Here is a 23,267-nt window from a genome sequence, read left to right on the forward strand (position 1 = left end):
GCCCGCCATCACGGGCGTCGGGTCGAACGCCGCCGAGACGACGGCCAGCGGCCGCCGCTCCAGGTAGGCCTGCTCGGCCGCCCACTGGACGGCCCGGTCCGAGTGGGGCGAGCCGTCGGTCGCCACCACGATGGTTCCACGCGTGATCTCGTTCATGGTCCGAACCTCTCTCGGTGGTGCTGGTTGCGGTACGGCCGGAGATCCTCCGTCCGTGGGACCTTGGGCCCGTCGGGGCGTCCGGGAGCCCGCTGCTACGACCAGGTGCAGCCCTGCGGGACGACGACGACGTCGCACCGGCTGCGCTCGGCGACGGTGCCGGGAAGCGGAAGCGCGAGCAGGTCCTTGCGACGCGACGGCGGCCGCCCGGTCACCACCAGGTCCCACCCGCGGCGCTCGGGACCGAGCACGGCGCCGAGCAGCCCGGTCCGGGTCTCGAGCGTCGCCGTGACGTCGGGGTACTTCTCGCCGAGGTCGGTCACGGTCGCGGCCAGCATGGTGGTCAGCTCGTCGAGGTAGGACTCGTTGACGACCGTTCCGCACAGCTCGGGGAGCCGGGAGACGCCGGCGAGGACGTCCCGCGACGTGTGCACGACCGTGACCGGCAGGCCCCGCAGCGAGGCCTGGGCGAACGCGAGCTCGAGGACGGGCAGCGAGCCCGGTGTCCCGTCGGCCCCGGCGACGACCCCGTCCCCGGCCCCGCCCGGCGACGGGCGGCAGATGAGGACCGGGCAGGTGGCCAGCCGGCTCACGGCCGCGGTCACCGACCCGAGGGGGGTGCCTCGGAACATGCTGCGGCCGTGGCTGCCGACCACCAGCAGGTGCGCCCGGGCGGACAGGTCGGCCAGGACCTGTCGCGGGTCGCCGAGCTGGGGCCGCGCGTCGACGGTGATCCCGGGCGCGACGGCGAGGGCGCGTCGGGCTGCGTCGTCGGTGAGCGCGGCGACCTCGCGCAGCGCCTCGGTGGTCGTGCAGCGCGAGGTGCCGGCGTCGCCACCCGTCCGCTGCAGCGACGCGAACCGGGCCGCCGCGACGACCGCGAGCGGACGCCGTTCGCACGCGGCCTGGACGGCGGCCCGTTCCACGGCGAGGTCGCCGTGCTCGGAGCCGTCGATGCCGACGACGATGCTGCCGGGGGCGATGGTGCTGGTCATGCTCCGAGCATCGGCCGCGTCCGCCCCCGCTGGTAGCGGCACAGGACCCGCGCCGGAGGGACCTTCGACCTAGGCCGACCGTGCGGTGTCGGTGTCGGTCTCGGGGAAGCGGTAGCCGTCGAGGTCGACCACGCGGTCGACGGCGTCGAGACCGGCGGAGGTGTGGGTGATCCACAGCACCGCCCGGTCGCGGTCGCCCCCGAGCACCTCGCTGGCCAGCTCGGTGGCCGTGGCGTGGTCGAGGTGCGCCGCCGGCTCGTCGAGCACGAGCACCCGGTTGTCCGCCAGCAGCGACCGGGCGATGCCGATCCGGGCGCGCTCGCCCCCGAGACCGCCGCGTGGCCGTCGCCGACCCAGGTGTCGAGCCCGTCCGGCAGGCCGTCGAGCCAGTCCCCGAGCCGGGCGCGCCGCAGCGCTCCCTCGACGTCGTCGTCGCTGGCATCGGGCCGGGCCAGGCGCACGTTCTCCACGACCGTCGTCGCGAAGACGTGCGGGTGGTCGTCGACCAGGCCGACGGTGCGGCGCACGTCGTCGAGCCAGAGGTCGCGTGTCGAGCAGCCACCGAGCTCCACCCGCCCCGCGGCGGGGTCGAGGAACCGCAGCAGCAGGGCGGCCAGCGTGCTCTTGCCGGACCCGGACGAGCCGACGACGCCCACCCGCTCGCCGGGACCGAGGTGCAGCGAGACCTCGGCGGTCAGGGGAGAGTGGGGCTCCCACCGGGCGCGCGCCCGGCGGACGTCGACCGCGGTGCCCCGGGCGGTGCCGGTGGCGACGGTGTCGCGCACGGCGGGCGCGGTGACCTCCAGCCGGCGAAGCCTGGCCTGGGCCGCCGCGGTCCGCACGGAGAGGGCGCCGGCGTCGGCGAGCGGCAGGGCGACGTCGGTCAGGGCCAGCGGGAGCAGCACCAGGAGGGCCAGCATCGGGCCCGACAGTGCTCCGTCGGCAGCAGCGCTCCCGGCGACGTACGCCGTCGTCGCCATCGCCGCGCCGGCCGCGGCCAGCACCCAGGCACGGGCGGCCGACAGCCCCGCCGCCGCCCGCGACCTGGCCCGCCCGATCGCCGCGCTCGTCGCGGCGACCCGGTCGGCGGAGCGCCCGGTGGCCTGCCACATGGTGAGCTCGTCGGCGCCCTGCAGGGCGTCGACCACCTGCTCCGACAGCTCCGACCGGAGGTGGACCACGCCTCGTTCCGCGCGGGCCGAGCCCGCCCGGGCGAGGTGGTAGGCCCCGACCCCGGCGAGGGCGCAGAAGACCAGCAGGATGCCGCCCGCCGCCGGCACGAGCAGCGCGGCGAACGCCACCGCGGCAGCAGCGACGAGCACGAACTGGCGCACCGGCATCCGCACCCGGAGCTCGCGGTCGACCACGCTGTCGACGTCGTCGACGACCGTGCTCAACAGGTCGCCGCGTCGCCGGCCCAGCCGCGCGGGCACGAGCGGCACCAGCGCGTCGTAGACCTCCACCCGGCGCCGCGCGAGCAGCCGCAGGGCCGCGTCGTGCCCCTGCAGCCGCTCGACGTAGCGGAGGACCGGCCGGGCGAGACCGAACGCGCGGACGCCGACGACCGCGACCAGGAGGGTGAGCACCGCGGGGCGGGTGGACGCCTGCACGATCAGCCAGCCGGCGGTCGCCGTGAGCGCGACTCCCGACGCCGAGGCGAGGGCGCCGACCACCGTGCTGCCGGCGAACCGCGCCGGCGCCGGCTGGTCGGTCGGGTGCGGCGCAGCGGAGGCCGCCCGTGGCGTCCGGCGCCGCTCCGCCGGACGTGGCGCGCTCGTCGCGGCCGGGACCGGCGGACGGTCCAGGGCGACCACGTGGTCGGCGACCGTGAGCACTGCGGGCCGGTGGGCGACCACGACGACCGCGGAACGCCGGCCCAGCTCGACGATGGTGTCGGTGATGACCTGCTCGGTGAGCGGGTCGAGGTGGGCGGTCGGCTCGTCGAGCAGCACCCACGGCCGGTCGGCGAGGACCACCCGCGCCAACGCCAGCCGCGCTCGCTCGCCCGCGGACAGCGTCGACCCGTCCTCGCCGAGCGGGGTGTCGAGCTGCTGGGGCAGCGCCTGGACCCGCAGCTCCAGGGCGACCTGGCGCAGCGCCTCCCAGAGGTCGCCGTCGGTGGCGTCGGGTCGCGCCAGCCGGAGGTTGTCGGCGACCGACCCGGCGACGAACTGCGGCTGTTGCGCCAGCCAGGCGACCTGCTCCTGCCAGGCAGGGCCGCCCACGGGGCGGCCCGCGGCGGTGACCGCGCCCGTCGCGGGCACCAGGCCGGCGATCGCGGCGAGCAGGGTGGACTTCCCGCACCCCGAAGGGCCGACGACGGCGGTGACGCCGCGCGCCGGGATCCGCTCCCGGGTCACGACGAGCGCTGGGACGGCCCGGCCCGGATAGGTGACGGACAGGCTGGCGAGCTCGAGGCCCGCTCCCGGAGCCGCCGGCCCACCGGTCGCCGGACCTGCGTCGTCGGCGGCCGTGAGCGCCAGGTGGGCCGCTTCGAACGTGGCCGCGCCCTCGGCGGCGGCGTGGAACTCGGCCCCGACCCGGCGCAGCGGCCAGTAGGCCTCCGGCGCCAGCAGGAGCACCACCAGGGCGGTCGGCAGGTCGACGCCTCCGGACGCGAGGCGGACCCCGATCGTGACCGCGACGAGCGCCACCGACAGGGTCGCGACCAGCTCCAGCACCGCGGAGGAGGCGAACGCGATCCGCAACGTGCGCAGCGTCGCGACGCGGTAGCGGTCGGTGATCGCGGCGATCCGCTCCGACTGGACCCGGGCCCTGCGGTGCGCGACCAGGGTCGGGAGCCCGCGGACGACGTCGAGAAAGTGGCCGGACAGCACCGTCATCGCCCGCCACTGCTCCTCCGCGCGGTCGCGCGTGGCGAGGCCGACCAGGGCGCCGAAGACGGGCACCAGCGGCAGCGTCGCGAGCACGATCGCCGCGCTCAGCAGGTCCTGGGTCGCGATCGCCACGACGGTCAGCGGCGGCAGCACGCCCGCCACGACGACCGCGGGGAGATAGCGCGTCACGTAGGGCTCGACCGCGTCGACGCCGCGGGTCAGCAGCACCGCCTGCTCCCCGATGCCGCTGCCGCGGCTGCCGGCGGCCGCGGTGACGAGCCGGCGGCGCAGGGAGGTGCCGACCACCGACGCGGCCCGCGCAGCAGCCGGTCGCCGCACCCGCCGACGACCCCACGGGCGAGGAGCACGGCAGCCACCACGCCACCCCAGGCCAGGACGCTGCCGTCCCACCACGGCGCCTCCACGCCGGGGAGCGCGGCCAGCACCAGCCCGGTCACCGCCCAGGCCTGGGCGATGACGAGCAGCCCGGTCAGCAGCCCCGCTCCGGCGACGCCGGCGAGCTCGCGGCGCGCGGGCGCGAGGTGCGCCCGCAGCCGCGGGTCCGAGGGCCTCACGGGACCGGCGGCGCCGCGCCGGCGGCGGTCGGCAGCGGGATGTGGTGCACGGCGATCCGCTTCCGGAACACCCAGTAGGTCCAGCCCTGGTAGGCCAGGACCAGCGGAGTGAACACGATCGCGACGACCGTCATGATCCCCAGCGTGTACGGCGTCGCCGCGGCGTCCGACGTCGTCAGCCCGACCCCGTCGGCCAGGGTGGTCGGCATGACGTCGGGGAAGAGCGCGAGGAACAGGCCCGCCACGGCCAGGGCGATCGTCGTGAAGGTCGCCGCGAACGCCCAGCCCTCGCGGCCGGCCCGGACCGCGCCCAGGCCGGCGAGCAGCGCGCACGCGGCGGCGGCGAAGGCGACCGCCGACGCCACCGTCCCGGTGAGGAGCTGGGTCCACACGAGGAACGCCACCGCGGCCGCAGCGGCGGCGACGGTCGCCGGGATCGCGAACGCCCGCGCCCGGTGGCGGATCGGCCCGTCGGTCTTGAGGGCGACGAAGATCGCGCCGTGGGCGAGGAACAGCAGCAGGGTGGTCGTGCCACCGAGCAGGGCGTAGGGGTTGAGCAGGTTGAAGAAGCCGCCGACGTACTCGTGGTCGGCGTCGATCGGGACGCCGCGGAGGATGTTGGCGAACGCGACGCCCCACAGCAGCGCCGGCACGAAGGAGCCGACGATGATCGCCGTGTCCCAGCGCCGCTTCCACGACGCCTCCTCGCGCTTCGCCCGGTACTCGAACGCGAGGCCACGGACGATCAGTGCGACGAGGATCAGCAGCAGCGGCAGGTAGAACCCGCTGAAGAGGGTGGCGTACCACTCGGGAAAGGCTGCGAACGTCGCGCCTCCGGCCACCAGCAACCACACCTCGTTGCCGTCCCACACCGGGCCGATCGTGTTGATCATGACCCGTCGTTCCGTGTCGTCCTCGGCGAGGACCGGCAACAGCATGCCGACGCCGAAGTCGAACCCCTCGAGGACGAAGTAGCCGATCCAGAGGACGGCGATCAGCGCGAACCAGACGGTCGTGAGCTCCATCGGTCTCTTCCTGCTCTCAGTAGGCGAAGGCCAGCGGGCGGTCGTCGCCCTGGCCGGTGTCGGGCTCGTCGTCGGGGGGAGGGAGGGGGTCGGCGCCCCTGCGGATGTAGGTGAGCAGCAGCCGCACCTCCACCACGGCGAGCAGGCCGTAGACCGCGGTGAGCACGATGAGCGACGTCAGCACCTCGCCCGTGCTCACCCCGGGCGAGACCGCCTGCTCGGTCGTCATCAACCCGAACACCGCCCACGGCTGCCGCCCGACCTCGGTGAAGATCCAGCCGAAGGAGTTGGCGAAGAGCGGCAGGAACGGCAGCGCGACGGCGGCCCACAGCAACGGCCGGCCGGACGGCGTACGACCCTTGCGGGTGGCGAGCAGGACCCAGGCCGCGACGGCCGCGGCCGCCATCCCGAGGCCCATCATCAGCCGGAACGTCCAGTAGGTCAGCGGGATCACCGGCGTGTAGTCGCCGGGGGGAGTAGTACTTCTCGCCCGGGTCCTGGCCGTAGGTCTCCCGGTAGCGCTCCCGCAGCTCGTCGATGCCGAGCACCGTGCCGTCGCTCGAGCCGGTCGCCAGCCACGACAGCAGGCCGGGCACCTTCACCGAGAACGTCTCGCGCTCGCCGTCGAGCGTGCCGAGCTGGAACAGCGAGAAGTCCGCGGGCTGCTCGGTCTCGTAGAGTCCCTCGGCGGCCGCCATCTTCATCGGCTGCACCTCGGTCATGATCTTGCCCTGGACGTCACCGGTGATCGCGACGCCGATGCCGCTGACCAGGACCACCGCGGCCGCGGTGCGCACCGCCTTGCGGTACATCGTGCGGTCGTCGTCGGTGTGCTTGCGGCGCATCATCTGCCACATGCCGACGCCCACCACGAACGCGGCGCCGGTCATGTAGGCGGCGAGGATCACGTGCGGGAAGGTCACCAGCTGCACCTTGTTGAGCAGCACGGCGACGAAGTCGTTCATCTCGGCCCGTCCGGTCTCCGGGTTGTAGGCGAACCCGACCGGGTTCTGCATCCACGAGTTGGCGGCGAGGATGAAGTAGGCCGAGAAGAGGGTCCCGACGTGGACGAGCACCATGCAGGCGGCGTGCAGCTTCTCCGGCAGCCGGTCCCACCCGAAGATCCAGAGGCCGAGGAACGTCGACTCGAGGAAGAACGCGAGCAGGCCCTCGACGGCCAGCGGGGCGCCGAAGACGTCGCCGACGAACCGCGAGTAGTCGCTCCAGTTCATGCCGAACTGGAACTCCTGCACGATGCCGGTCACCACGCCGATCGCGAAGTTGATCAGGAACAGCTTGCCGAAGAACTTCGTCAGCCGGAGCCACTGCTCGTTGCGCGTGCGGAGCCAGGTGATCTCGTAGCCGGCGATGAGGGCGGAGAGGCCGATCGTGATCGGCACGAACATGAAGTGGTAGACGGTCGTGATGGCGAACTGCCACCGGGCGATGTCAGTCGGGTCCACGGGGTCTCCTACGCGCGCTTGTCAGATGTGATCAACGTAGGGGTGGGCGCCGCTGCGCCCCACGGCCGGAATTCCCTGCTCGGCGGGACCTTGGTCCCTCAGTCGCCCCGGTCGCGCCCTCCGCGGCGCGCGTCCGCCAGTCAGGGTCGGACCGGAACGCGCTCATGACCCGCACAGCGGGCGGTGCCGTGGCGGGGTGCCTCATCGAGGTCGGCGCTGCGCCAGGAAGACGCTCGCGCGAGCGTCGTCAGGCGATGAGCACGTCGTCGACCGGGCGGCGCGGGGTGCGCGGCAGCTCGCTGCGGCCGATCGCCTGCCAGCCGATGCGCACCAGGAGGTGGGGGATGAAGGCACCCCCGAGCACGGCGTCGCGGAGCTCCTGGCGGACGTCGTCGACCTCGACCGGAAGCGTCAGCGGCACGACCGACAGGCCGTCGCGGGTCGCGCGGAGCCACAGGGCGCTCAGGCCCTCGCCGGCCCGCAGCCACTCCTCGGGCACGTCCTCGAAGCCGCCCAGCGCGATGACGCCGTCACCGCTCTCCACCGGGGCCCGGACGTCGTCGAGGACCCCGGTGCCGAACCGCGACCGGCGGGCAGCGTCGGCGCTCGAGGTCTCGGCGGGCAGCACGGCCCGCGGGATGCCGTCGTCGCCCCCGCGCCGCACCCAGGAGAGCTGCTCCCGGACAGCCAGCGGGTCGGCGTCGCGGACACTCTGCGCCCGGCGGGAGAGCAGCTCGAGCCGGAACCGCGCGACGACGTCGACGACCGGCTCCGCCAGCGCCCCCTCCTCTGCCGCCTCGTCCGCGAGCGCGGCCAGGAGCGGGTCGGGCACCGGCCACGACGTGAACCGACGGCGGTCGGTGCAGCGCCGGCGCAGGACGGCCAGGTCGTCGGCGGCGGTCGGCGAGGGGCCGGTCCGCTCGAGCCGGACCTCGGCGAGGAGGTCGGGCGCGGCCGCCTCGGGCAGCCGGCGGACGGTCGTGTGCCAGCCGAGCGCCTCGGCGGCGAACCGGAAGTGGTGGAGGGCGGCGCCGCAGCTCAGGACGAGGTTGCGCCCGGAGGGGTCCTCGACCGGGAGCTGGCGGGTGCGGTCGGCGAAGAGCCGGACCCGGTCGCCGTCGACCATCCAGGTCCACGGCTGGGTGTTGTGGACGCTCGGTGCGAGGCAGGCAAGGTCCACCAGCCGGCGGGCGACGGAATCGGGCAGGGACATCGGACTTCCGATCAGGAGGAGGGTTCGGGGCTGCTCAGGGGTTGGGGTCGACGTGGACCTCGACGACGCCGGGTACGCCGCGCGCGACGACCCGGGCGAGGGCCCGGTCGCGCGGGTCGGTCGGACCGCTGACCTCGGCGACGCCGTCGTGGACGTCGACCAGCCAGTCGCGGAACCCGGCGGAGACGAGCAGGTCGTCGATGTCGTGCTCGAGCTCGGCGTCGCTGCGGGCGAGCATCCGCACGACGTCGCGCCGGCTGATCACGCCGACGACGCGGTCGTGCTCGTCGACGACGGGGATGCTCTTGATCCCGGTCGAGGTGGCCAGGTCGATGGCGGTGACCAGGTCGGTGTCCGGGCGGACGGTGACGGCGTGCGGTGTCATCACGTCGGCGACGACGCGGGGGCGGTCGACCGGCCCGGTCTGGGCGGCCCCGGCGCGCAGGGGCGTGCAGCCGCGGGTCGGGGCCGATCAGGTCACGGATCAGGTCGGCCTCGCTGACCACACCGACCACCCGTCCGGCGGCGTCGACGACGGGCAGGGCGGTGATGTCGTGTTCGTCGAGGAGGGCGAGCGCGGCCTTCACGGTCGTCCGCGTGCGCGCGGTCACCGGGTCGGTCGTCATCAGCTCTCGCACGATCATGGTGCTCACCGCTTCCTGTGTGTGGTCGGTGACACCACTGTCCGTGCCCGGCCCGGCGCGCAACAGGGACCAAGGTCCTCAGCCGGCGGGAGATCCTGCCCGCCCGGCAACGGGGAGCCGTTACGGTGAGGGGCGTGAGCCAGACACCGATCCGGATCTTCCTCCTCGACGACCACGAGGTGGTCCGTCGCGGGATGCGTGAGCTGCTCGAGGCCGAGCCCGACTTCGAGGTCGTCGGCGAGTCCGGCTCGGCCGTGGAGGCGGCCCGCCGCATCCCCGCCCTGCGGCCCGACGTGGCGATCCTCGACGGGCGGCTGCCCGACGGCTCCGGCATCGACGTGTGCCGGGAGGTCCGCTCGCAGGACCCGGCCATCGCGGCGCTGATCCTGACGTCGTACGACGACGACGACGCGCTGTTCGCCGCGATCATGGCCGGTGCCGCCGGCTACGTGCTCAAGCAGGTGCGCGGCTCCGACCTCGTCGACATGATCCGACGCGTGGCCGCCGGCCAGTCGACGCTCGACCCGTCGGTGACCGCGCAGGTGCTCGAGCGGATCCGCAAGGGACCCGAGAAGGACAAGGACCTCGAGGGGCTGACCGACCAGGAGCTGCGCATCCTCGAGCTGATCGGCGAGGGCAGGACCAACCGCGAGATCGCGCAGGAGATGTTCCTGGCCGAGAAGACGGTCAAGAACTACGTCTCCTCGCTGCTGGCCAAGCTCGGCCTGTCGAGCCGCACGCAGGCCGCGATCTTCGCGGTCAAGCACGGCCGCTCCGACCGCTGAGATGACAGCGGTGGGACCGGAGCCGACCGGAGGCCGTCCGCTCCTCGACGCGGCCTTCGAGGACCTCGTGGAGGAGGTCCAGGCGCGGATGCAGGGCGCCCTCGACCAGCAGGCCCGGCTGCGGCTGCTCCTCGACGCGGTCGTGACGATGGCGTCGGACCTCAGCCTCGACGGCGTGCTCTCACGGATCGTGCTGATCGCCAGCCGGCTCGTCGACGCCAAGTACGCCGCCCTCGGCGTGCTCGGCGACAGCGAGGCCAAGCGGCTGCGCACGTTCATCCACCACGGGATCTCCGACGAGGACGCGTTGCGGATCGGCGACCTGCCCCGCGGCCACGGCCTCCTCGGCCTGATCATCGACCGCCCCGAGCCGCTGCGGCTCCACGACATCGCCGAGCATCCCGAGTCCTACGGCTTCCCGCCGAACCATCCCCCCGATGCACTCCTTCCTCGGGGTGCCGGTGCGGATCCGTGGCAAGGTCTTCGGCAACCTCTACCTGTCGGAGAAGAGCGACGGCAGCGACTTCACCGCCGAGGACGAGGAGGTCGTGGTCGCCCTCGCCGCCGCGGCCGGCGTGATGATCGAGAACGCCGGCCTCTACGAGGAGGCGACCCGTCGGGGGGAGTGGCTGCGGGCCACGGCGGAGATCACCGGCCTGCTGGCGGGGTCGGCCTCGGGCGACCAGGCGTTGGAGGCGGTCGCCGGTCGGGCGCGGGAGGTCGCCAGGGCCGACGTCGCGTGGATCGTGGCCGGTGACGACGCCGACCACCTGAGCGTGCGGGCCGTCGCGGGCGCGAAGGTGACCGCCGCCGACCTGGACCATCTCTCGCTCGACGACTCGTTCGCGCAGCTCGTCGTGGAGTCGGGCGAGCCGGTGCGGATCGCCGACGTCGCGCACGGCCCGCGGGCGCTCGGCGTGCGGCGTCTCCCCGGCTGGCCGGAGCTCGGTCCGGTCATCGTGGTGCCGCTGGGGTCGAGCGGCACCCGTGGCGCCCTGGCGCTGGGCTGGACGCCGGACCACGCCGACCGGTTCCACTCGGTGACCGCCGAGATGCCGGCGAGCTTCGCCGAGCAGGCCGCCCTCGCCCTACAGGTGGCCCAGGCCCGCTCCGACCAGCAGCGGCTCGCCGTCCTGGAGGACCGCGACCGCATCGGCCGCGACCTCCACGACCTGGTCATCCAACGGCTGTTCGCGATCGGCCTCGGTCTCCAGGGCACCGCCCGGCGGGTCGACCGGCCGGAGGTCACCGAGCGTCTCGAGCAGGCCGTCGACGACATCGACGCGACCATCAAGGACATCCGCCGCTCGATCTTCGCCCTGGGCACCGTCGAGGCGTCCGCGGACATCCAGGCCGAGGTGACCCGCCTGGTCGACCGCGCGGCCGCCACGCTGAAGTTCCGGCCCGACCTGCGCTTCGAGGGGCCGGTGCGGACGCTGATCGACGACGCCACCGCACCCGACCTGCTGGCCGTGCTGGGCGAGGTGCTGTCGAACGCCGGCCGGCACGCGCAGGCGGGGGCGGTCACCGTCGTCCTCGAGGCGGGCGACCGGATCACGCTCACCGTGGTCGACGACGGCACGGGGATCCCGCCCGGGGTGGCCGAGAGCGGGCTCGCCAACATCCGGCACCGGGCCGAGCAGCGCGGCGGCAGCTGCGAGATCGACTCGGCGCCGGACAAGGGGACGACGGTGCGGTGGTCGGTGCCCCGGCGGTGACGCGCGGCGTCAGGCGGGGATCAGCCGCCGGCCGGTGACGACCTCGGGCCGGATCCGGATCGTGTACGTGCGGACGCCGTCCGCCCACGGCGAGGGTCGTTCGTCGAGGTCGGCGGAGAGCTCGAACTGCGCGGCCCGCTCGGCGGGTCCGCGGACGACCACCGACCAGCCGGACCGCGTGAAGGCGTCGAGCTCGTCCACCTCGAACGCGACCCGGGCGCCGGTGGCGGCGCGGGCGATCACGCCGTAGCTGCTGGTCGTCACCAGGACGTCCTCGCCCTGGACCGCGTAGTTGACCGGGAGGATGTCGGGCCCCGAGTCGTCGACGAAGGCGATCCGGCCGACGTCGCCGGCGCGCAGCAGGGCCAGGCACTCGTCGCGATCGAGGTCGCGGACCCGGCTCTTGAACCAGGACTCGCTCATCGTGGTCCTCCTTCGCACACGGACTCGTGGTGTCGGCACCCACGCAACCCCACCCCCGGCGCCGGGCACAGGGCCGGTGGACCGGCGGCGGTGGGACGTTGGTCCCGACCACACGGAGCAGGCGGCGCGGACCAGGCGCTCAGCGGGCCGGGACGACGTACCGCTCGACGCGGTCGCGCCCGGCGGCCTTCGCCTGGTAGAGCGCGACGTCGGCGCGGACGATCGTGTCCTTCACGCCGAGGCTGGCGTCGACGGCAGCGATGCCGAAGCTCACCGTCGGGTGGGTCTCGTCGAGGTGCTCCGCCCCGAACCGGTTGCTGATCTCGCGTGCGACGCGCTCGCCCTGGGAGCCGTCGCGGAGCAGCACGGCGAACTCGTCGCCGCCCAGGCGCCCGACCGTGCCGCCGTCGCCCACCACGTCGAGGCACACCCGCGCGAACGCGACCAGCGCCCGGTCGCCCGCGGCGTGGCCGTGGCCGTCGTTGAGCGCCTTGAAGCCGTCGAGGTCGGCGACCATGACGACGCCGGAGGCCGCGACGGCGTCGTCGGCGAAGGAGCGCTCGGCGGCACGCATGAACGCCGAGCGGTTGAGCGCCCCGGTGAGCCCGTCGTGCGTGGCCTGCTCGCGCAGCTCGCTGGTCTGCTGCAGGTGGCTGAGCGCCGACATGCTGAACGTGACGACGACCAGGAGCGCCATGGTGAGCAGGGTGGTCAGCTCGGAGCCGAACGCGGTGCGGAACAGCTCGTGGTCGGGTCCGACGGCGACGAACACCACGCACCGCAGCAGGTAGAACACCGCCACCACTGTCGACGCCGCCAGGAGGGACCCGATCGTGAACCGGTGCTGGGCCCACTCGTCCCGGCCGGGCCGGTGCTCCCGCAACACCCCGGCGAGCTCGTGCGACGTCAGGCCGAACGCGAGCGCCATCCCGGCGAGGAACGCCGCGCCGCCCGCCCACACGTCGCGCTCCGGGTGGGCCAGCGCGGAGGCCACCAGCACGACCGCCGCGGGGAGGAGCAGCGGCAGGTACGGCGTCCGTCGGCCTCGCAGCGAGCGGGCGGCGGCCCACACCGCGCTGCCGCCGGCAACCGCGAGCGTGTTGCCGAGCGGGTTGGCGACCGCCTGCGCCGGCGTCCCGTTGAGCAGGTACAGCAGCGACGACACGATGAACAACGCCATCGACGAGCACCACCAGCCGCAGTACGGCGCCTTGGTGGTGCGGTAGGTCGCCCCGTAGAAGAGCACGAGGACGCAGAGGGCCACCAGGCCGAAGGCCACCCGGAGTGTTGCCGTGTCCATGCCCGCGCCGGCCTACCGGGGGCCGTCGGGGTGGATGCTGCGGGTCTCGGCGCGCTGGTGGCGCCGGGGCAGCCAGTCGGCGACGTAGACCTTCGGCAGCATCTTGGCGACGGCGAGCGCGACGTACATGACGGTGTTGACCGCCACGAACGCGCTGAGCACGCCGACCCAGTGCATCTGCAGGACCGACTCCGGGAGCAGGATGCCGAGGGGGGCTGAGGAGACCGGTCATCACGCCACCGCCTCGTACCGGGTGCTCGCCTCGGGGGGCGCTGCGCACGACGTGGCCCCCACGAGCCCTGGCGGCCGCGGGAGATGTCGACGACGCCCTTGACGTAGACGACGTCGAGGAACATCGCGTACAGCAGCTCCGGGAGGACCAGGGCCGCCAGCAGGCGGGCCCGCCAGCCGCCCTGCCACACGCCGACGACCCGCTCGGCGGCGAACACGGCGCCCATGCCCAGCCAGAACGGGAACCACACCCACGAGTCGAACGACACCGCCATCAGCAGCATCAGCGCCAGGTAGCCGCTCAGCGCGATCACGCCGTAACCGATGCCGAGCTGCTGAGCCCAGTAGCGGAAGGTCTGGGTCCGCAGGCCGTAGGCGCCGAGGTTCTCCAGGGCGCCGCGCTGCCAGCGCAGCCGCTGGGCCCACAGGTTGCGCCAGGTCGGCATCACCTCCGTCACCACGGTGCAGTCGGCGGGGGAGAGGACGATCGCGCCCAGGCTCTTCAACGCCAGCGTGATCTCGTTGTCCTCGGTGAGCACCGTCGTGTCGTAGACGTCACCGGGGACGCCGGGGAGGTTGGTGCCGCGCTCCTCGGCGACCCAGCGCAGGCCCCGAGGGCGGAACACCGTGGCCGTGCCGGTCAACACGAACACCCGGCCGCGGCGGCGCCGCAGGTCACGGGCGTAGCGGGTGTACTCGTTGCGCTGGAGCTGGCCGATCAGGCCGTGCCCCTCCTCACCGTGGAACAGGCCGCCGATCGCCATCAGCGCGCGGTCGTCGGTCATCCGCCGCACCGCCGCCGCCAGGAACCCGTCGTCGAGGACGGTGTCGGCGTCCATGACCATCACCAGGTCGTTCTCGCCCTGCTCGGGCAGCAGCCCGACGAGCACCTGGTTGAGCGCCCCCCGCCTTCTTGTCAGTGTTGCCGGACGTCTCGAACACCTCCACGCCGGCCTCCTCGGCGATGGCGACCGTGTCGTCGGTGCAGTTGTCCGCGACGACGATGACGCGCTCCGGCCGGCGCGACTGCCCCAGCAGGGACTCGAGGGTCGCGGCGAGGCACCCCTCCTCGTCGTGGGCCGGGATCAGCACCGTCAGGGTGACGTCGCCGTGGAAGACACCCCGGGTGTCGGCCATGACGAGCTGGGGCGCGAGCGGCCGGTGGAAGCGGTCCGCGCTCCGACGCGCCGCGTCCGAGAACCGGCGCTCGAGCGCGGCGACACCCGCGGCGAGGAGCAGTGCGATCCCGCAGGCCGCCGCGAGGGTGCCGGTGGTCGGCACCGCGGTGTCGTAGAGCACCTCCCAGGCGCCGAGGACGACGCCCTCGGGCGGCCGGTCGGCGTACGCCGTCGCCTGGTCGGAGACCGACCACCACACCAACCCCGCCCCCGCCATCGCGGCGCCGAGGACGAGCGCGCCGACTGCGCGCTGCAGACCCCACATGTCCAGCTCCTCACGTCGCGACGAGGCTAGGTTCGCGGGGCGGGGCCCGGTGCGCGAACCGCGCCCAAATGGTCCTTCCGGGCCATGAGGTCCGGTCGATCGTGCGGTTCCGGCGGATCCGGCGGAGGATCGGCCGGATCCTCCGTAGACTCCCCGTGAACGCGGGTGCCTGCTAGGGAGCGAGGAATCATGGAACCGCAGCCGGCAGGCGCCTCGGCGGACGAGGAGCGTCTCCGACTGATCATCGAGGCGGCACCGAACGCCATGGTGATGGTCGACAGCGACGGCAGGATCGTCCTCGTCAACTCCGAGGCGGAGCGCTCGTTCGGCTACGGCCGCGACGAGCTGCTGCGGCTGCGGGTCGAGGACCTCGTGCCCGCGGACGCCCGGGCCGCGCACCAGGGCTACCGGTCGTCGTACCTGGGCGCGCCGAGCCGGCGGGTGATGGGCGTGGGGCGCGAGCTCCACGGCCTGCGCAAGGACGGCACCGAGCTGCCGATCGAGATCGGCCTCAACCCGATCCGGATCGGGGAGGAGCAGTTCGTCCTCGCCTCCATCATCGACATCAGCGAGCGGCTGCGCGGCCAGGCGGCCCTCGCCGCGGCGCGCGAGGACGGCCTGCGCCGCTCGATCCTCGACACCATCCCGCTGTGCATCATCGCCACCGACTGCGACGGCCGGATCACGACCGCCAACCCCGCCGCCCAGGTGCTGCTCGGCCGGCGGAAGGACGAGCTGGTCGGCTCGTGGCTGACCGAGATCGACGCCGAGCCGCGCGACTGGCGGTCCGACGGGCCGCGGGAGACGCCGCCCGGCGAGGACCAGGAGTGGGCCTACGTCCGCGGCGACGGCAGCACGGTGCCGGTCAGCGAGGCGGTGGTGGCGCTGCGCGGCGAGGACGGCCAGCGCGGCTTCCTCGTCGTCGCCCACGACATCAGCAAGCGGGTCGAGGCGCGGCAGCGGTTCGAGCACATGGTCAGCCACGACGCCCTGACCAACCTCCCCAACCGGGCGTCCCTGATGACCCACCTCGAAGCGGCGTTCGCGGCCGCCGAGCCCGGGCGACGGGTGGCGCTGCTCCTGCTCGACCTCGACCGCTTCCAGCGGGTCAACGACTCCCTCGGGCACCACGTCGGCGACGAGCTGCTCCTCCAGGTCGCCGACCGGCTGCACGCCTACGTCGGGGAGGGCGACCTGGTCGCCCGGCTCGGCGGCGACGAGTTCGCGCTGGTGCTCACCGACGACGGCGAGGGACCCGAGCTCACCGAGCGGCTCGAGCTCGTCCTCGAGGAGGCGCTGGCGCCGGTCGAGGTGCTCGAGTACCAGCTCGCGATGACCGCGAGCATCGGCGGCGCCCTCTTCCCCGAGGACGGCTGCGACCCCGCCACGCTGCTGCGGCACGCCGACACCGCGCTCGACCACGCCAAGGCCGCCGGTCGCGACAACCTGCAGTGGTTCGAGGAGAAGATGCTCGACGCCACCCGTGACGACTTCGCGATGTCGACCGCCCTGCGCCGGGCGCTCGACGCCGAGGAGCTGTCGGTCGTCTACCAGCCGCAGCTCGACCTCGACACCGGCGAGTTCGTCGGCGTCGAGGCGCTCGCGCGGTGGAACAGCCCCGACCTCGGGCCGGTGCCGCCGGACCGCTTCATCCCGGTCGCCGAGGACCGCGGCACGATCATGCAGCTCGGCGAGTGGGTGCTGCGCCGGGCGTGCGTCGACGTCGCCGCCGCGCAGCGGCGCCTCGGGCGGCCGCTCCGGCTCGCGGTCAACGTGTCGCCGCGCCAGTTGCGCAGCCGCACCTGGATCAGCACCGTCGTCGACGCCCTGGCGGAAGCGGGGCTGGAGCCGAAGCAGCTCGAGATCGAGATCACCGAGGGGCTCCTGATCGACGACCACGGCGACGCGATCGCCATCCTCACGGCGCTCCACGAGCTCGGCGTGCGGATCGCCATCGACGACTTCGGCCGTGGCTACTCCAGCCTCGCCTACCTGACGCGGTTCCCGATCGACCGGATCAAGATCGACCGCTCGTTCGTCCACGGCATCACCGGCCCCGGGCGGGACGCGGCGATCGTCGACGCGGTCATCGTGATGGCGCACGCGCTCGGCATGGAGGTCGTCGCGGAGGGCGTGGAGACCGCGGACCAGGAGAGGTACCTGCGGGCCCGCGGCTGCGACGAGGTGCAGGGGTTCCGCTACAGCCCCGGGGTGCCGTCCGACCGCCTCGGCGAGGCGATGGGCGTCGTCGGGGCGATGTCCTGAGGACCGGTCACCGCCGCGAGGGGCCGGGCCGCGCGCCGCAGCCGCCTGAACTCCTTCATCCGGCGGAAGTAGCGGCGCAGGGCCGTGGCCGGCACCGGTCGAGGCCAGTCGTCGGCGCGGAACCACGCGTCGGAGCCGCCGTCGACGAAGACCACGCTGCCGCACAGGAAGTCGGCGGCGTCGGACAGCATGAGGAGCACCCACTCGGCGAGGTGCCCCGGGTCGCCGTACCCGCCGATCGGGACCGGGAACGACCGGATCTGCTTGGCCTCCGCAGGCGTCGCGAGCTGCTTCTCCAGCAGCGGCGTGGCGATCGCTCCCGGAGCGATCGCGTTGAGCCGGATGCCCGCGCCGGCCCACTCCTGCGTCACCGCGGTCCTGCGCACCCAGTGCGAGACCGCCAGCTTGCTCGCCGCGTACGCGAACGTCGGAGCCTGGCGGCCGTAGAGCCGCACCGTCTTGAGGACCCGCTCGATGTCGTCGTCGAGGAACGCCCGCACCGCCCGGCGCGGCACCAGCGGCACCGTCGTCGTCGAGTTGCTCGAGAAGACGACCACCTTGGCGCGGTCACCGGCGGCCAGGGCCGGTCGCCACGCCTGGAGCAGCTCGACCACGCCGAAGTAGTTGACCTCGCTGATCAGCCGCGCCCGCCCGCGCCCGGGGGCGGGTCCGAGCCCCGCCGCCAGCACCGCTCCGTCGAGACGGCCGCCCGCCTCGTCGAGCACCGCCTGGGCCGCCGTACGTCGCCCGGCCGGCGTCGCCAGGTCGGCCGTCACCGTCGCGTCGGCGATGTCGACGTCGATCACCGTGTGCCCCGCCCCGGCCAGGCGGTCGGCGACCGCGCGGCCCATCCCGGACGCCGCGCCGGTCACTGCGTAGGTGCCCACGCATCCTCCTCCTGATCAGGTGCCCCGACCCTAGTGGGCACCGGTCCCGGCGGCGGACGCAGTCGGAGCCGGTCCGCCGGAGGTCAGTCCGCGCCGCCCGACCCCTCGGTCCGCGACATCCGGATCATCGGCCCGAGCGCCCCGAGCAGGAAGAGCCCGCCGGCGAGGACGTAGGTGCGCACCAGCTGGTCGTCACCCACCGCTCGGTGCGCCACCAGGGCGAGGCCGAGGGCGGCGACCGCGACCAGCAGGTGCACCAGAGCGCGCCGTCGACCGCGTGCCAGCTCCTCGGGGGAGCGGTAGGGGCCGAGAGGAGAAGCGGTGCTCATGGTCCGCCGACGGTAGCCCGGCGGCGGGCGTCGTGGGAGTGGTTTCCGGCAGTTGTGGCCGACCCGTCGCCGACGGCTTGGGGTCGTCGTTCTGTGGTCGGGGGGGGCAGGATCGAGCAGGGTTGTGCGGTTGATCGCGGTCACCTGGTGACGGGGATCCACCGCGCAGGCCCGCGAGGCGGTGGCCGGGCATGCCGCTGGCCCCGCCGAATCGGGCGGGGTGTGGGGCGCGGTGCCTATTGCTCGGGCGGGTCGGTGCCGGCGTCGTCGCCGGGGTCGAGGGCCCGGGTGCCGGCGGCGGTGACGAGGTAGCGGTGCCGAGACGGACTGGTCCACAGGTACACGGTCGGGGCGAGGCGTTCGTAGCTCCAGCCGGCATGGGTCTTCGCGCGGTGGTGGCCGCGGCACAGGGCGGCTTCGTTGCACGGACACGTCACGCCACCTTGGGCGTGCGGCTGGATGTGGTCGACGTCGCAGCGTTCTGCGCGCTTGGTGCACCCGGGGAACACACACCGGTGGTCACGCTGGACCACGACCCGGCGGTGGCGGTCGGGCGCTTCGTAGGCGTCGACCGGCTCGCAGCCGGCGAGGTCGAGGACCGGGCGGACGATGATCCGCCCCGCCGCACCACACCACTGACGGATCTGCTCAGCGGTGACCGGAACCTGCAGGTTCTGCAACCGACCGACGCACGCCCCTTCGGAGGCGGCGGCGTCGTCGCTGAGGGCGGTGTCGGTGAGGTGGACGAACAGCTCGATGCCGCGTCCGGCGACCGGGCGCGGGTGCTCCGGCTGGTCGCCGTCAGCGTCGTCGCCGGTGAGGTCGAGGGTGAGCTGGTCGCGGGCGATCTCACCGACCGCCTTCGCCCGGCGGACGTCGAGGGAGTCCTCATCGCCGAGTGACGCGAGCTCCTTCGCCTTCGCGGCAACCGCGCGCTCGAGATCCATCGCGTCGGCGGTGTCGAGGACCCCGTCGACCGGCACCACACCCTCGGTGCCGGCGTGGTCGAGGTCGATGTCGAACCGTCGAGACTCCTCCGCACGCCGGCGGCGGGCTTCGGCGAGATCGGGCTGGAACCGGGTGATCGCCTCCTCGATGAGCCGGTCGATCTGCGCCCACGAACACCCCGCGACGAAGGGGGCGAGGTGATGGTCGACGAAACCGACGGCCGCCTCGTTGAGAAGGCGGGTCTGGTCGGCGATCCGCAGCGCCTTCCACACCGGCAACGCACCCTCCAGCATCTTGGCCCAGATCTCGGGCAGCCGGTGGCTCAGCTCGACGACGCAGCCCACGTAGGAGCGGGCGGAGTCGAGGGAGCGGCCGAGGATGGGGGGCGAGCTCGATGATCGCGAAGTCGCTGATCAACGGCGCCCCCTCACCCGCGACAGGGGAGCCGGTGTCGAGACCGCGTTCGGTCAGGGTCGCCGCGCCGTCGGTGGTGGGGATGGTGTTGAGGTTGGCCCAGTGGGCGATCCGCTGGACCAGGGCGAGCTCGCGGGCCGCGATCACAGCCCGGTCTTCCGCGGCGAGGTCGAGCAGCTCGTGGGTGAACGTCTTCACCGGCACCTCGGACTCGGCAGGCTCGGTCTCGACGACCCGCGCCGCAGTCGCGGCGGGGAGGTCGAAGAGCGGTGCGGTCCCGAGTTCCATGAGATCTAGTCAACACGCCGCCACCGACACCGCCCGATGCTCAGGACCCCGCTGTGGACAGCAATCCGGTGCATCCGAGCCTGTGGACGAAAGGTGGGTCGGAGCCCCCTCGGCCACCACCGAGAACCCGTCCCCGACAGCGATGCGCAACCCTTCGTCGTACCCGTCTCGACCCCGACCACAGAACGACGACCCAAGACGACCTGGCACCCGGTCACGATCACCCGGGTCGCTCCTCCGCACCCTGAGCGGCACGAAAACCCCGTTGCCGCCCGCGCGCGCCGGGAGAACAATCGGCGCGTGCCCACCTCCAGCCAGTGGCTCGCGTTCCTCGTCGCCTCGATCCTGTTCATCCAGGTGCCCGGACCGAGCCTGCTCTTCGCGATCGGCCGGGCGCTGACGGTCGGCCGGCGCGACGCGCTGCTCTCGGTGGTCGGCAACGGCATCGGCCTGACCTTCCAGGTGGTGCTCGTCGCGGTCGGGCTGGGTGCGGTCGTGGCGGCGTCGGCGAGCGCCTACACGACGCTCAAGCTGGTCGGGGCGGCGTACGTCGTGTGGCTGGGCGTGCAGGCGATCCGTCACCGCGGCGAGGCGCGGCGGGCGCTGGAGGAGCAGGGGGAGCGTCGACGGCGCGCGAGGCGCCCCGTTGCGGTCGGTGTGGACGGGCTTCGTGGTCGGCGCGACGAACCCGAAGTCGATCGTCTTCTTCCTCGCGTTCCTGCCGCAGTTCGTCAACGAGGGGGCCGGGCCGGCCGGCGTGCAGATCGCGGCGCTCGGCATGGCCTTCGGCGTGATGGCGATCGGGTCCGACGCGGTCTGGACGCTGGCGGCGAGCAAGGCCCGGGCGTGGTTCTCCCGGAAGCCGCGCCGGCTGGACGCGCTCGGCGCCGCGGGTGGGGCGATGATGGTCGGGCTCGGCACCACGATGGCGGTGGCCGAGTAGCCCGGGGCCGGCGACGGCACCGGTGACACCAACGACACCCGGCGACACCCGGCGACACCCGGCGACACCCGGCAGTGCCCGGAACGAGTCGAACGCGTCACTTGTTGCTACGCTGTTTCCGGCCGCGCATCCCCGACCTTCTGAGCGTCGGGCGGGCGGCTCTCGTGGGGGCGGGGTGCGGACGACCAGGTCCGCACCGCAACGCGCCGGCCGCAGCGGTCGGCCATCGACGCAGTAGGGACGGCAGTGGCTCGAGGAAGCCAGCGCAGATCCGCGCAGAACCGACGGGGTCGGACGACGACCGGGCGCCGGGACGAGACCGGCATCATCCCGGTGCTCGCCCGGGTGGTGCGGGAGGTCGAGTCGGCCGTGGCTCGGCGGTCGGCGATGCCCGACGTGCGCACGAAGTTCCAGGTGGTCGCGCTGCTGGCGCGCGAGGAGCGCAACCGGGTCAAGGCCGACGAGTCGCTCTCCGACGCCAAGCGCTCGGAGGAGCTCAAGCGGCTCGACGGGATCGCGACGATCCTCGCCCAGACGGCGGCGCGCGACAGCACGCTGTTCGAGCTGTTGTCGGAGGAAGCGGAGATCTCGCACTCCGCCGAGGAGCTGCGGCGCGAGCTGCTCAAGCGCGCCGGCATCGACGAGCCGGAGCCGGAGCCCGAGCCGGTGGTCCTCACCGCGCCGAGCGCCAACGAGCGCCGGGTGCCGCCGTCGGTCGTCGCCCGCCAGCTCGCCAACCCGTTCCTGGTGCCGGACTTCGAGGCGGCGGCCCAGGTGCGGCGCACGAACGGGCGGCTGGCCACCTGGGAGCTGCTCGGCCCGCTGTTCCGCTCCTTCGAGGACACCACGCCGGGAGCGCCGGTGTGCATGGACCTGCCCGACCCGCTGCCGGTGATGCTGCCGCCGGGTCGCGAGCTGATGGCGCACCAGGCCCGGATGGTCGCGGCCGCGGCCGAGGGCCACCGGACGTTCCTCCTCGCCGACGAGCCCGGGCTCGGCAAGACCGCGCAGGCCCTGCTGGCCGCGCAGGCAGCCGACGCCTACCCGCTGCTCGTCGCGGTGCCCAACGTGGTCAAGACCAACTGGGCGCGCGAGGTCGAGCTGTGGACGCCGAGCCGGCGCGCGACGGTGCTCCACGGCGACGCCTACGACGTCGACGGCTTCGCCGACGTCTTCGTCGTCAACTACGAGATCCTCGACCGGCACGTCGGCTGGCTCGGCCAGCACGGGTTCCGCGGGATGATCGTCGACGAGGCGCACTACATCAAGAACAAGACCTCGCAGCGCTCCCAGAACGTGCTGGAGCTCGCCGACCGGATCCGTAAGCGGGTGCCGCGTCCTCTGCTCATGGCCCTGACCGGGACGCCGCTGATCAACGACATCGAGGACTTCCGCGCGATCTGGCAGTTCCTCGGCTGGATCGACGACAAGAAGCCGCTCGGCGAGCTGATGGCCGAGCTGGAGGACACCGGCCTCACGCCGGCCGACCGGGCGTTCTACCCGGCGGCGCGGCAGTGCGTGGTCGACATGGGCATCGTCCGGCGCCGCAAGGTCGACGTCGCCGCGGACATCCCCGCCCGCCGGATCGCCGACGTGCCCGTCGAGCTCGAGGGCGAGGCCGGGCGCTCGATCCGCAAGGCCGAGGAGGACCTCGCCCGCCGGCTCGTGCAGCGCTACGACCGGGCGCTCGAGACGCGGCGTACGCAGACGTTCGTCGACGGCATCGACCACGACCTGGTGCGCCAGGTGGCGACCTGGGAGCGGGAGGACATCTCCTCGGAGTCGGGCGAGAACGTGTTCGCGATGCTGCGGCGCATCGGCCAGGCCAAGGCGGGGCTGGCGGCCGACTACGCCGCCCAGCTGGCGCGCAGCGCCGGCAAGGTCGTGTTCTTCGCCAAGCACATCGACGTCATGGACACCGCCGAGGAGACCTTCGCGGCCCGCGGCATCAAGGCGGTCTCGATCCGCGGCGACCAGACCAAGACCGCGCGCCAGCAGGCGATCGACTCGTTCACCGAGGACCCCGAGGTGCAGGTCATCGTCTGCTCGCTCACCGCGGCCGGCGTCGGCATCAACCTGCAGGTCGCGTCCAACCTGGTCCTCGCGGAGCTGTCGTGGACCGACGCCGAGCAGACGCAGGCGATCGACCGGGTGCACCGGATCGGCCAGACCGAGCCGGTGACGGCCTGGCGGGTGATCGCCACCCAGACGATCGACACCCGGGTGGCCGAGCTGATCGACAGCAAGGCCGGTCTCGCGGCCCGCGCGCTCGACGCCCAGGTCGAGGAGGGCGACGGCGGCTTCGACCTGCAGCTCGAGGCGCTGGTCGGGCTGCTCACCCAGGCGCTGGAGCGGCGCGAGGCGACGAAGGTCTTCACCTGAGCC

19 protein-coding genes and 2 pseudogenes are annotated in these 23,267 nt (G+C 73.6%); 7 read left to right on the forward strand and 14 right to left on the reverse strand.

Annotated elements, in window-relative coordinates:
• Positions 1 to 251: 251 nt before the first annotated feature.
• The 7 genes and pseudogenes from MF408_RS17980 to MF408_RS18010 all read right to left on the reverse strand — a co-directional run bounded on the left by MF408_RS17980 (position 252) and on the right by MF408_RS18010 (position 8,649).
• Entirely contained in the window at positions 252 to 1,151 is a 900-nt protein-coding gene (locus MF408_RS17980; RefSeq protein ID WP_240248829.1) for a universal stress protein, read from the reverse strand.
• A complete protein-coding gene (gene cydD, locus MF408_RS17985; protein ID WP_240248830.1) occupies positions 1,148 to 4,294 on the reverse strand; it encodes a thiol reductant ABC exporter subunit CydD in 3,147 nt (1,048 codons plus the stop codon). The genes MF408_RS17980 and cydD overlap by 4 nt, the downstream gene beginning before the upstream one ends.
• Complete coding sequence (locus MF408_RS17990) at positions 4,207 to 4,563, reverse strand: hypothetical protein (protein WP_240248831.1); 357 nt, start codon at positions 4,561 to 4,563, stop codon at positions 4,207 to 4,209. The genes cydD and MF408_RS17990 overlap by 88 nt, the downstream gene beginning before the upstream one ends.
• Positions 4,560 to 5,588: a cytochrome d ubiquinol oxidase subunit II gene (gene cydB, locus MF408_RS17995; protein ID WP_240248832.1), complete on the reverse strand. Its 1,029-nt coding sequence runs from the start codon at positions 5,586 to 5,588 to the stop codon at positions 4,560 to 4,562. Before cydB ends, MF408_RS17990 begins: the two co-directional genes overlap by 4 nt.
• Positions 5,589 to 5,604: 16 nt before the next feature.
• Positions 5,605 to 7,051: pseudogene (locus MF408_RS18000) on the reverse strand (cytochrome ubiquinol oxidase subunit I).
• 247 nt (positions 7,052 to 7,298) lie between these two features.
• The gene (locus MF408_RS18005) at positions 7,299 to 8,264 is read right to left on the reverse strand and encodes a hypothetical protein (RefSeq protein WP_240248833.1); all 966 of its coding nucleotides are present in this window, start codon (positions 8,262 to 8,264) and stop codon (positions 7,299 to 7,301) included.
• 34 nt (positions 8,265 to 8,298) lie between these two features.
• Positions 8,299 to 8,649 carry a CBS domain-containing protein gene (locus tag MF408_RS18010; protein WP_240248834.1) on the reverse strand — a complete coding sequence of 117 codons (351 nt, stop codon included), beginning with the start codon at positions 8,647 to 8,649 and terminating at the stop codon, positions 8,299 to 8,301.
• A gap of 393 nt (positions 8,650 to 9,042) precedes the next feature.
• Between MF408_RS18010 and MF408_RS18015 the strand changes: the two genes are divergently transcribed.
• Positions 9,043 to 9,693, forward strand: coding sequence for a response regulator transcription factor (locus MF408_RS18015; RefSeq protein WP_275693217.1), 651 nt, complete (start codon positions 9,043 to 9,045; stop codon positions 9,691 to 9,693).
• 437 nt (positions 9,694 to 10,130) lie between these two features.
• Complete coding sequence (locus MF408_RS18020; protein WP_240248835.1) at positions 10,131 to 11,411, forward strand: GAF domain-containing protein; 1,281 nt, start codon at positions 10,131 to 10,133, stop codon at positions 11,409 to 11,411.
• A gap of 9 nt (positions 11,412 to 11,420) precedes the next feature.
• Here MF408_RS18020 and MF408_RS18025 read toward each other — a convergent pair whose 3' ends face one another.
• The 4 genes from MF408_RS18025 to MF408_RS18040 all read right to left on the reverse strand — a co-directional run bounded on the left by MF408_RS18025 (position 11,421) and on the right by MF408_RS18040 (position 14,808).
• Positions 11,421 to 11,834 carry a pyridoxamine 5'-phosphate oxidase family protein gene (locus tag MF408_RS18025; RefSeq protein ID WP_240248837.1) on the reverse strand — a complete coding sequence of 138 codons (414 nt, stop codon included), beginning with the start codon at positions 11,832 to 11,834 and terminating at the stop codon, positions 11,421 to 11,423.
• 139 nt (positions 11,835 to 11,973) lie between these two features.
• On the reverse strand, positions 11,974 to 13,134 hold the full coding sequence (locus MF408_RS18030) for a GGDEF domain-containing protein (protein WP_240248838.1): 1,161 nt from the start codon (positions 13,132 to 13,134) through the stop codon (positions 11,974 to 11,976).
• 12 nt (positions 13,135 to 13,146) lie between these two features.
• The gene (locus MF408_RS18035; RefSeq protein ID WP_240248839.1) at positions 13,147 to 13,311 is read right to left on the reverse strand and encodes a hypothetical protein; all 165 of its coding nucleotides are present in this window, start codon (positions 13,309 to 13,311) and stop codon (positions 13,147 to 13,149) included.
• Positions 13,312 to 14,100: 789 nt separating this feature from the next.
• Positions 14,101 to 14,808, reverse strand: a complete 708-nt coding sequence (locus MF408_RS18040) for a glycosyltransferase (RefSeq protein WP_240248840.1) — start codon at positions 14,806 to 14,808, stop codon at positions 14,101 to 14,103.
• 189 nt (positions 14,809 to 14,997) lie between these two features.
• On the opposite strand from MF408_RS18040, the gene MF408_RS18045 reads away from it, so the two are divergent.
• Positions 14,998 to 17,073: an EAL domain-containing protein gene (locus MF408_RS18045; protein ID WP_240248841.1), complete on the forward strand. Its 2,076-nt coding sequence runs from the start codon at positions 14,998 to 15,000 to the stop codon at positions 17,071 to 17,073.
• On the opposite strand, the gene MF408_RS18050 is transcribed toward MF408_RS18045, so the two are convergent.
• The 3 genes from MF408_RS18050 to MF408_RS18060 all read right to left on the reverse strand — a co-directional run bounded on the left by MF408_RS18050 (position 17,007) and on the right by MF408_RS18060 (position 19,581).
• Positions 17,007 to 17,960 (reverse strand): SDR family oxidoreductase, encoded by a 954-nt coding sequence (locus tag MF408_RS18050; RefSeq protein WP_240248842.1) that lies wholly within the window; start codon positions 17,958 to 17,960, stop codon positions 17,007 to 17,009. The genes MF408_RS18045 and MF408_RS18050 overlap by 67 nt on opposite strands.
• Positions 17,961 to 18,043: 83 nt before the next feature.
• Positions 18,044 to 18,289 (reverse strand): hypothetical protein, encoded by a 246-nt coding sequence (locus MF408_RS18055; RefSeq protein ID WP_240248843.1) that lies wholly within the window; start codon positions 18,287 to 18,289, stop codon positions 18,044 to 18,046.
• Between the two features lie 236 nt (positions 18,290 to 18,525).
• The gene (locus tag MF408_RS18060) at positions 18,526 to 19,581 is read right to left on the reverse strand and encodes an HNH endonuclease signature motif containing protein (protein WP_240248845.1); all 1,056 of its coding nucleotides are present in this window, start codon (positions 19,579 to 19,581) and stop codon (positions 18,526 to 18,528) included.
• A gap of 172 nt (positions 19,582 to 19,753) precedes the next feature.
• On the opposite strand from MF408_RS18060, the gene MF408_RS18065 reads away from it, so the two are divergent.
• The 4 genes and pseudogenes from MF408_RS18065 (at position 19,754) to MF408_RS18075 (ending at position 23,264) form a co-directional block, all read left to right on the forward strand.
• Complete coding sequence (locus tag MF408_RS18065; RefSeq protein WP_240248846.1) at positions 19,754 to 19,948, forward strand: hypothetical protein; 195 nt, start codon at positions 19,754 to 19,756, stop codon at positions 19,946 to 19,948.
• Positions 19,949 to 19,975: 27 nt separating this feature from the next.
• Positions 19,976 to 20,509, forward strand: a pseudogene (locus MF408_RS25825) (LysE family translocator); the annotation flags it as partial.
• Between the two features lie 100 nt (positions 20,510 to 20,609).
• Positions 20,610 to 20,882, forward strand: a complete 273-nt coding sequence (locus MF408_RS25830) for a LysE family transporter (RefSeq protein ID WP_275693218.1) — start codon at positions 20,610 to 20,612, stop codon at positions 20,880 to 20,882.
• 333 nt (positions 20,883 to 21,215) lie between these two features.
• The gene (locus MF408_RS18075; protein ID WP_345893761.1) at positions 21,216 to 23,264 is read left to right on the forward strand and encodes a DEAD/DEAH box helicase; all 2,049 of its coding nucleotides are present in this window, start codon (positions 21,216 to 21,218) and stop codon (positions 23,262 to 23,264) included.
• Positions 23,265 to 23,267 lie beyond the last annotated feature (3 nt).

Origin of the sequence: Nocardioides sp. TF02-7, from assembly GCF_022437945.1 — a bacterium.
Lineage (GTDB): Bacteria > Actinomycetota > Actinomycetes > Propionibacteriales > Nocardioidaceae > Nocardioides.

Bases quoted from the DNA above. Each gene is read 5' to 3' on its own strand.
- MF408_RS18005 (WP_240248833.1), bottom strand. From the start codon at position 8,264: ATGTCCCTGCCCGATTCCGTCGCCCGCCGGCTGGTGGACCTTGCCTGC.
- MF408_RS18010 (WP_240248834.1), bottom strand. From the start codon at position 8,649: ATGACACCGCACGCCGTCACCGTCCGCCCGGACACCGACCTGGTCACC.
- MF408_RS18055 (WP_240248843.1), bottom strand. From the start codon at position 18,289: ATGAGCACCGCTTCTCCTCTCGGCCCCTACCGCTCCCCCGAGGAGCTG.
- MF408_RS18020 (WP_240248835.1), top strand. From the start codon at position 10,131: ATGCACTCCTTCCTCGGGGTGCCGGTGCGGATCCGTGGCAAGGTCTTC.
- MF408_RS18035 (WP_240248839.1), bottom strand. From the start codon at position 13,311: ATGCACTGGGTCGGCGTGCTCAGCGCGTTCGTGGCGGTCAACACCGTC.
- MF408_RS18045 (WP_240248841.1), top strand. From the start codon at position 14,998: ATGGAACCGCAGCCGGCAGGCGCCTCGGCGGACGAGGAGCGTCTCCGA.
- MF408_RS18030 (WP_240248838.1), bottom strand. From the start codon at position 13,134: ATGGACACGGCAACACTCCGGGTGGCCTTCGGCCTGGTGGCCCTCTGC.
- MF408_RS18040 (WP_240248840.1), bottom strand. From the start codon at position 14,808: ATGTGGGGTCTGCAGCGCGCAGTCGGCGCGCTCGTCCTCGGCGCCGCG.
- MF408_RS18025 (WP_240248837.1), bottom strand. From the start codon at position 11,834: ATGAGCGAGTCCTGGTTCAAGAGCCGGGTCCGCGACCTCGATCGCGAC.
- cydB (WP_240248832.1), bottom strand. From the start codon at position 5,588: ATGGAGCTCACGACCGTCTGGTTCGCGCTGATCGCCGTCCTCTGGATC.
- MF408_RS17980 (WP_240248829.1), bottom strand. From the start codon at position 1,151: ATGACCAGCACCATCGCCCCCGGCAGCATCGTCGTCGGCATCGACGGC.